Annotated in this window: 5 protein-coding genes; 3 read left to right on the forward strand and 2 right to left on the reverse strand. The window is 73.6% G+C overall.

Annotation, left to right across the window (positions count from 1 at the left end; all coding sequences use genetic code 11):
- On the forward strand, positions 1-1,312 hold a 1,312-nt coding region (locus tag ABD323_RS30680), incomplete at its 5' end, for a hypothetical protein (RefSeq protein WP_344445300.1).
- An 81-nt stretch (positions 1,313-1,393) separates the two neighbouring features.
- Here the strand turns inward: ABD323_RS30680 and ABD323_RS30685 are convergent.
- Positions 1,394-3,820 carry a SpoIIE family protein phosphatase gene (locus ABD323_RS30685; RefSeq protein ID WP_344445301.1) on the reverse strand — a complete coding sequence of 809 codons (2,427 nt, stop codon included), beginning with the start codon at positions 3,818-3,820 and terminating at the stop codon, positions 1,394-1,396.
- Positions 3,821-3,960: 140 nt separating this feature from the next.
- Complete coding sequence (locus tag ABD323_RS30690) at positions 3,961-4,089, reverse strand: hypothetical protein (protein ID WP_344445302.1); 129 nt, start codon at positions 4,087-4,089, stop codon at positions 3,961-3,963.
- 352 nt (positions 4,090-4,441) lie between these two features.
- Here ABD323_RS30690 and ABD323_RS30695 point away from each other — a divergent pair, with 352 nt between their 5' ends.
- Both ABD323_RS30695 and ABD323_RS30700 read left to right on the forward strand, forming a co-directional pair.
- Positions 4,442-5,317: a DUF4328 domain-containing protein gene (locus ABD323_RS30695; RefSeq protein WP_344445303.1), complete on the forward strand. Its 876-nt coding sequence runs from the start codon at positions 4,442-4,444 to the stop codon at positions 5,315-5,317.
- A 438-nt stretch (positions 5,318-5,755) separates the two neighbouring features.
- Positions 5,756-7,766: alpha/beta fold hydrolase (locus ABD323_RS30700; protein WP_344445304.1), on the forward strand; the 2,011-nt coding region annotated here is incomplete at its 3' end.

Genomic DNA, 7,766 nt, shown 5'->3' on the forward strand with positions numbered 1-7,766 from the left:
CCGCCCGGCCGCGGCACCGGCCCGGGCCGGAACTCCCGCTCCGGCCACCGGCCCCGACGTCACGCTGGAGTCCTACGACCAGAAGAGCGGCCAGGTCGTCCTCGCCGTCGCCGACACCCCGGGCCCGGGCAGTCCGAGCCCGGGCACCGCCAACCCCGGCACCGCCCACCCGGGCACGCCCACGCCGGCCGCTTCGGGGATCCCGCACCCGGGCACCCCCACCCCGGCCGCCTCGGCGGCGGCCGTCGCCGCCGTCCGGCCCGGCCAGCTGATCGACAGCCCGCCGTCGGCCGCCGCACCGCACGGAGCCCTGCTCGCCGTCACCGGCGTCACCTCGGCCGCCGACGGCAAGGTGACGGCCGCCACCCGCCCGGCCACCATCTCCGAACTACTCGGCCGGACCTGGGCCGACATCAAGAGCGCCCTCGACCCGCACCGGATCCAGGTCACCCCGAAGCTCAAGGACCTGAAGACCTCCTACGTCCCCAAGCCCGACGGCGGCAACGGCTCCGCCTCGGCCGCCCTGGAGCTGGACGCCGACGACACCGTCCCGCTGCCCGGCGGGGCCACCGCCACGCTCAGCGGGTCGCTGGAACTCGACCCCAGCGTCACCTTCTCATACCACGGCAGCACCGGCATCCTCGGCGCCGACCGGGCCGAGGTCGGCTTCGACCTCGGCGCACACGCCAACTGGCACCTCACGGCGAGCCTTTCCGGCTCCACCGGCCAGGTGCGGATCCCGATCGCCGCGCTCACGGCCACCCCGACGGTGATGGTCGGTTCGGTGCCCGTCGTGATCACCCTCAACCTGACCGTCTACGCCGAGGTCGGCGCCGACGGCACGGTCACCGTCGACACCACGCAGCAGATCGACGGCGACTGGGGCATCCACGCCGACTACACCAGGGCCGGCGGCTGGACCTCCGCGACCGAACCCGTCACCACCAGGGTCTCCCCGGTCCGGGCGACCTTCACCGGTACCGCCAACGTGCGCAGCGGCCTGGTGGCGGACGGCTCCGTCGCGCTCTACGACAGCCTGGGCGTGAAGGCCACCGTCGAGCCGTACCTGCGGGCGGCCGTGGACGGCCGGGTCAGCATCGACAGCAGCGCCGGCAAGCCCACCGTCACCGGCACGGCCGGCCTCTACGGCGGACTCGACGTGACCGGAGCGGTGCTGGCGCGCATCGCCGTCCTCGGCACCCCGCTGCTGGAGAAGGACCTGCCGTTCAAGCAGTACCACAACGAATGGCCCATCGTCACCAGCTCGACGGGCAACGCCACCCCGAACACGACGGGTGCGTCCACCAACTGACGAGGCATCAGATGTGGCCTCCCGGGGTCCGGCCACCGCGCCCGGCCCCGGGAGGCCAACCCACTGCGGCCGTCCGCGCGCTCAGGGCGCCGCCGGGCGGGGCAGCGGCTGCTCGGCCCAGATGGTCTTGCCGGTGCCGGTGTGCCGGGTCCCCCAGCGCTCGGTGAGCTGGGCGACCATCATCAGGCCACGTCCGCCCTCGTCGAAGATGCGGGCACGGCGCAGGTGCGGTGCGGTGCTGTTGGCGTCGGCGACCTCGCAGATCAGCGTGCGGTCCTTGATGAGCCGCAGCTGGATGGGCAGGGCGCCGTAGCGGATCGCGTTGGTCACCAGTTCGCTCACCGTGAGTTCGGTGACGAAGGCGAGTTCGTCCAGCTCCCACGCGTGCAGCTGCGCGGTCGTCCAGGCCCGGACCTCGGCGACGACGGCCGGATCGGCGGGCAGGTCCCAGCGGGCGACGTGCCTGGTGTCCAGGGCGTGGGTGCGGGCGACGAGCAGCGCGACGTCGTCGGCGGGCCGCTCGTCGAGCAGCGCCTCCAGGACGGTGTCACAGAGGGTGTCGAGGTCGAGGGCGGCGCCGAGCGGGGGAAGGGAGCCGGCGAGGGTCGTGCGCAGGGCGTTCAGGCCGGTGTCGATGTCGCGACCGCGGGCTTCGATCAGGCCGTCGGTGTACAGCGCGAGGAGGCTTCCCGCCGGAAGCTCGGTCTCGACGGACTCGAACGGCAGCCCGCCCAGGCCCAGCGGCGGGCCGCTGGGCAGTTCCACGAAGTCCACGGTGCCCTCGGGGGTCACCAGGGCGGGCCAGGGGTGGCCGGCGCTGGCGAGCGAGCACCGGCGGGAGATGGGGTCGTAGACGGCGTACAGGCAGGTGGCGCCGAGCTCTCCCGGTGGCACGTCGGCGCACTCCTGCCCCGTGCCGAGCCGGATGACGAGGTCGTCCAGGTGCGCGAGCAGCTCGTCCGGGGCCAGGTCGACGTCGGCCAGGGTGCGCACCGCCGTGCGCAGGCGTCCCATGGCCGCGGAGGCGTGGATGCCGTGGCCGACGACGTCGCCGACGACCAGGGCGACCCGCGCGCCGGAGAGCGGGATCACGTCGAACCAGTCGCCGCCGACACCGGCCTTCGAGCCCGCGGGCAGGTAACGGCCGGCGACGTCCACGGCGGCCTGCTCGGGGATCCCCTGGGGCAGCAGGCTGTGCTGGAGGGCGAGGGCGGTGGTGCGCTCGCGGGTGTAGCGGCGGGCGTTGTCGATGCAGACGGCCGCGCGGGTTGCCAGTTCCTCGGCGATCTCCAGGTCGTCCTGCCCGTAGGGTGCGGCGGACGCGGCCAGACGGGTGAACAGGACGACGCCGAGGTTCACCCCACGGGCCTGCAGCGGCACGGTGAGCAGCGAGTGCGGGCGGTACCGGTCGATCCAGGCCGCCCGGTCCGGGTCCTGGGCCAGCCAGCGGGTGATCTCGGGGTCGGTGATCCGATGGACGGTGCCGCGGCCGCTGGCCAGGCAGCGGGCGTGCGGGGAGGACTCCGGGTAGCCGGCTGGCTCCCCGACCGTGACGACCCCCGGCACGTCGGAGCGGACGGCGGCCCGGCGCAGCACCAGGTGTCCGTCCGTACTGATCGGTGCCGGCTCGTCCCCCCGCAGCACGGCGTCGAGCAGGTCCACCGAGACGAAGTCGGCGCAGGCGGGCACCGCCACGTCGGCCAGCTCCTGAGCGGTGCGGGCCACGTCCAGGCTGCTGCCGATGCGCCTGCTGGCCTCGTCGAGCAGCGCCAGGGTCTCGCGGGCCGCCTGCTGCTCGGAGAAGTCGAGCACGGTCTGCTGCACGGCGTGTACCCGCCCGGCCGGGTCCCGCAGCGGGGTGAGGTGGACGATCCAGGCGTGCGGGAAGGCCTCTCCCGGCATCTGCACGCGGTTCTCGATCTGCTCCGGCCGGCCCGTCGCCGCCACCCGCTCGACACTGCGCTGCGGCACCTCGAAGAGCGGATCCGGCAGGTGCTCCGTCATCCGCAGCCCGCGCAGTTCCCCTTCCGTGGCCGCGAGTTGCCGTGCCATGGCCCGGTTGACGCGCAGGAACCTGCCCTCGGTGTCGTAGATCGCCTGGGCGAACGGGGACTGGTCGAACGCCCAGTGGACCAGCCGGTCGCCGTCGTGCTCGGCCCCCTGCTCCAGCGGGGCGGCCTCGAACAGCCAGCCGACCTGCCCGTCACCGACGGGCAGCGCGCGCACGGAGAGCCGGCACGTGGCCGGGCCGCCGTCGCGGTGGCGCAGGACCACCAGGCCGACCCAGTCCCCCCGCCCGGCCAGCCGCTCGCGCGCCGACCGCGGAAGGGGCGACGCGAGCAGGTCCGCCGCGGGCCGACCCGCGGCCTCGGACGCGGAGTACCCGAGCAGCCGCTGCGCGCCGGCACTCCAGCCCGCCAGGACCCCGTCCGGCGTCGCCATCGCCACGGCCGCACCCGGGACGAAGGGCCCACCGGGCGGGCCTTCGGCCGCCTCTGGTGTGTCCATGGTGATCATCTCGCTTCGCGCCTGCGTTGACTCCAGGATTCCTCGGGCGCGGCACAAGTTCACCTCGGGCCGCCCGGGCCCGCCGTCCACGGCGGTCGGGCCGGGCCGGATCGGGCCAGATCAGGTCGGGTCAGGTCGGGTCAGGCCTGGATGACGAGCGCCTTGTCGACGGCGGGGAAGACACCGCAGCCCGCCCCGAGGACGGCGGCGGCTGCGACCGTGGCGGGCCAGGTGTGCACCAGCGCCAGCAGCAGGGCCGCGCCCGCCATGTTCCCGCGCTGTGGGCCTATGCGCTGGATCGCTTCACCCGCAGGGGAATTGACGACATCGGCCCCATCCTCGGCAAGGCTCGTGTCATGTGGTCAGCCGGCCAATGGCGGCCGGCCCCCGACCGGGCACCACGAGCGTGTCTTCAACCCGCAGGTGCACCATCACGTCCCCCTGGCTCTCCCGACCACCGCTGAGCTGCGGATTCCCGCTGGCGGCGGTCGGCGCCGGCCCCCTGGAGTCGGCGGGCCCGCCCCGGTCGGGGCGACGGCGTCACCAGCGCGCGTGTCCGGAACACGTGGCGGTCCGGAAGTTGACGATCTCATGATGTGTGTGGCGTGTGGGGTGCGCCCGGTGGCGACCGAGAGCCGGCGCTGCTTCGGGTGCGCGCAGGCGGCCCCGGGCTGGCCGGCGGCGTACCGCTCGGCGAACGGCCGTTCGGTGGCGGTCCTTGTCCTCCTGGGGCTCAGCGCGCTGCTGTCAGCAGCAGCGGTCGTGATCGATCTCTGGAGCAACGCGCTCTACGGCGGGGTGCTGGACGGGGCGGACGACATCAGCCACGACGAGATCGACGCACTGGACGCCCTGGCGCACGGACTGAACACGATCTCGATCCTGACGACGGTGGCCACTGCGGTGGCGTTCATCGTGTGGTTCTACCGCGTCCGCCAGAACGCCGACCTGCTGGCGCCGAACGGACACCGCCTCGGGCGCGGCTGGACCATCGGGGCCTGGTTCACCCCGTTCGTCGCGCTCTGGTTCCCCTGGCAACTGATGGCGGACTGCTGGCAGGCGAGCGCCCCACTCGACGCCGACGGACGGCGGCGCACGCTGTCGCAGAAGGTGCTGGTCCTGTGGTGGTCCACCTGGATCGGCTGGCTGATCCTCGGCCGGATCGCCGGCGCCATGCTGAAGTCCGTGGACATGTCGACGTACGACCGCATGAACAACCTGCGCAGCGTCGTCCTGGTGGAGGCGGCCGGGTCGACGCTGCGGCTGGTGGCGGCCGTCGCAGCGATCGTGGTTGTCCACCGACTGACGGCGATGCAGCAGGCCCGCCGATCCGCGATCGACCCGATCGCCGCCATGACCGCCCGGGCGGTGGTCGGGCAAGGCGCGGTGCCCCCCGTCGTCGTGGCGCAATCAGTCGCGCCCGCGCCCGCGCCTGCGCCTGCGGAGGTGCCGCGTGACGCCACGCCGCAGGGGCAGCTGCCACATGACAACGGTTGACGGCGTTCAGCCTCTGGAGTACAGCCACTCCGGACGCTCGCGCACCGGCGGCCGGGCACACCGGGCGGCCGGCGCGTCCAGGCGCGCCCGCCGGCGATCGTCCCCGGCAAGGAGATCCACGTCGTCCTCAACAACGGTTCCTCGCACACCGCCTGGCCCCCGCCACCCGCAGCCGCCACCGTATGCCGCCGACTCGGGGCTCCGGGCGCTGGCCCAGCCGCGAACGGAGAGTCACTGAAAGTGACGGACGTTCACCCTTCTGCACCACCGGACGCGAGCCGGAGCCGTTGGCTGTACAGACCTGACAGGCATGCCTGCGGGTTCGGGGTTTCACTGGGTGTGGGGTCTGGAATCCAGGGTTCGACCGGCGGCCGGGCAGCGTGGTTCCGCTGGCGTGCCGGCCCGAATGCGCGATGAGTCGGCGAGAGGGTGGAACGGATGCTGGGCGTCGTTTTCGTTCACGGGTTCAACTCGTCGCCGGACATGTGGGACGGATTCGCCAATCGGATAACCAAGGACCGCGAGCTGGCCGGGGCGGGCGTGCTGCGGTTCGGGTACCCCACGGGGCTGAGGCAGCGCGGTGGGCTCCGGGTACTGCCGTCGCTGGACACGGTGGCCGACGGGCTGAAGGAGTACCTGCGCACACGGGCCGAGAAGTGTGATCAGCTGGTCCTGGTGGGGCACAGCATGGGCGGACTGGTCATCCAGCGGTACCTGGCGCGGATGCTGGCCGAGCGCCACGGGCGCCAACTTGCCCGGGTGCGCCGGGTGGTGATGCTGGCCACGCCGAACGCCGGCTCACTGCTGGCGCTGGGCGCGCGCAAGGTACTGCTCGGCAGCAACGTTCAGGACCAGGCGTTGCGCCCGCTCAACGACCAGGTAGCCGACACGGTGCGCAAGGTACTGCAGAACGTCGTCAACGCCGACGTCCTCAGCGACGGCACCTGCCCGATCCCGTTCTCCGTGTACGCCGGGACCGAGGACGGGATCGTGCCCCCCGCTTCCGCCCTGGGGGCGTTCCCCGACGGCGCAGCGCTGCCGGGCGACCACTTCACGATCGCGCGCGAGGACTCCACCTACGCCACGCTCAAACGCCTGCTGTTGGCCGCCGCGGACGGCGACCTGCCGGAGACGGTGGCCGCGCTGGGGCCGGCAGCGCTGGAGGTGCACAACGCCGTCGAGCCGGGCCGCGACCCAGGCGTGATCGCGGGAGGGTTGACCGCATACGTGCCGCGCGGGCACGACAGGGTGCTGCGCACGGTCTTGGCTGCGGTATTCGCCGGCGGGCCGTCCCGGCTGGCCGTGCTCACCGGCGAGTCCTCCACCGGCAAGACGCGCGCCCTGTACGAGGCGCTGCTCGCACTGGCGCCGGACCGGCCCCTGCTGCGCCCGGTCGGCGCCGAGGACCTGCTCACCCTGCTGGAGGACGGGCGGCTCAGACCTGGCTGCCTGCTGTGGTGCAACGAGGCCCAGCGGTTCCTGTACGGCGCGCACGGCGAGCGCGCGGCCGCGAAGCTGCGCGGAGTGCTGGAGCATACGGCGGGGATCGCCGTGGTCGGCACGCTGTGGAGCGAACCGTACTGGCGCGAGCTGACCGAGGCGGGCCGGCCGGGCGATCCGCACGCCCAGGCCCGGGCCCTGCTCAGCCATCCCGGACTGGCGGCACGGATCAGGGTGCCCGTGCACCTGACCGACCGCGACCTTGAGGCGTGGCGCATCCAGGCCGCCTCCGGTGCCGACCCGCGTCTGCGCCACGCGCTGAACGCCGGGGGGAGCAACGGGCGGGTGATCCAGCATCTGAGCGGCGGCCCGGAACTGCTCGCGGCCTACCTGGCCGGACCCGACGCCGGTTTCACCAGCCAGGAGCACGCGCTGCTCACCGCCGCGCTCGACGCGCGACGCCTTGGACACCTCACCGCGCTGCCGGCCGACCTGCTGGCGCAAGCCGCCGACGGCGCCCTGGACGCGAGCGACCGGGCCAATGACCGCAACTGGGCACGATCCGTGCTGGAGGGCCTGAGCAGCGGGCAGCACCCAGACGGCACCCGCACCGACATCCGCAACACCCTGTCCGCGCTGATCGCGGTGCGCCCGCGCGCTGGGCAGGCAGCACGTTACGAGCCGACCGACTACCTGGACCAGCACACTCGGCGGCTTCGCGCCGACGAGCTCGGCGCCCCCTCACTCTGGAACGCCCTGGTCAGGCACACCGCCGACGCTGACGACCAGGACCGCCTCGCCCGGGCGGCGTGGGCCCGCGGGCTGCGCACCACCGCGGTGCGCCTGTGGAGGCGCGCCGTCCAGGCCGGCCACCCCACCACCCGCCTGGTGGAACTCGGAGAGACTCTGGATCCCGATCGCGAAGCCGCCGCCTTCAGCGCCGTCCACGCCGACCTGACCGACCCGGGCGCGGTGGCCTACCTGCTGCGATCACTGCGGAAGGTTGAGG

It is taken from the genome of Kitasatospora nipponensis (assembly GCF_039528135.1).
Classification (GTDB): Bacteria; Actinomycetota; Actinomycetes; order Streptomycetales; family Streptomycetaceae; genus Kitasatospora; species Kitasatospora nipponensis.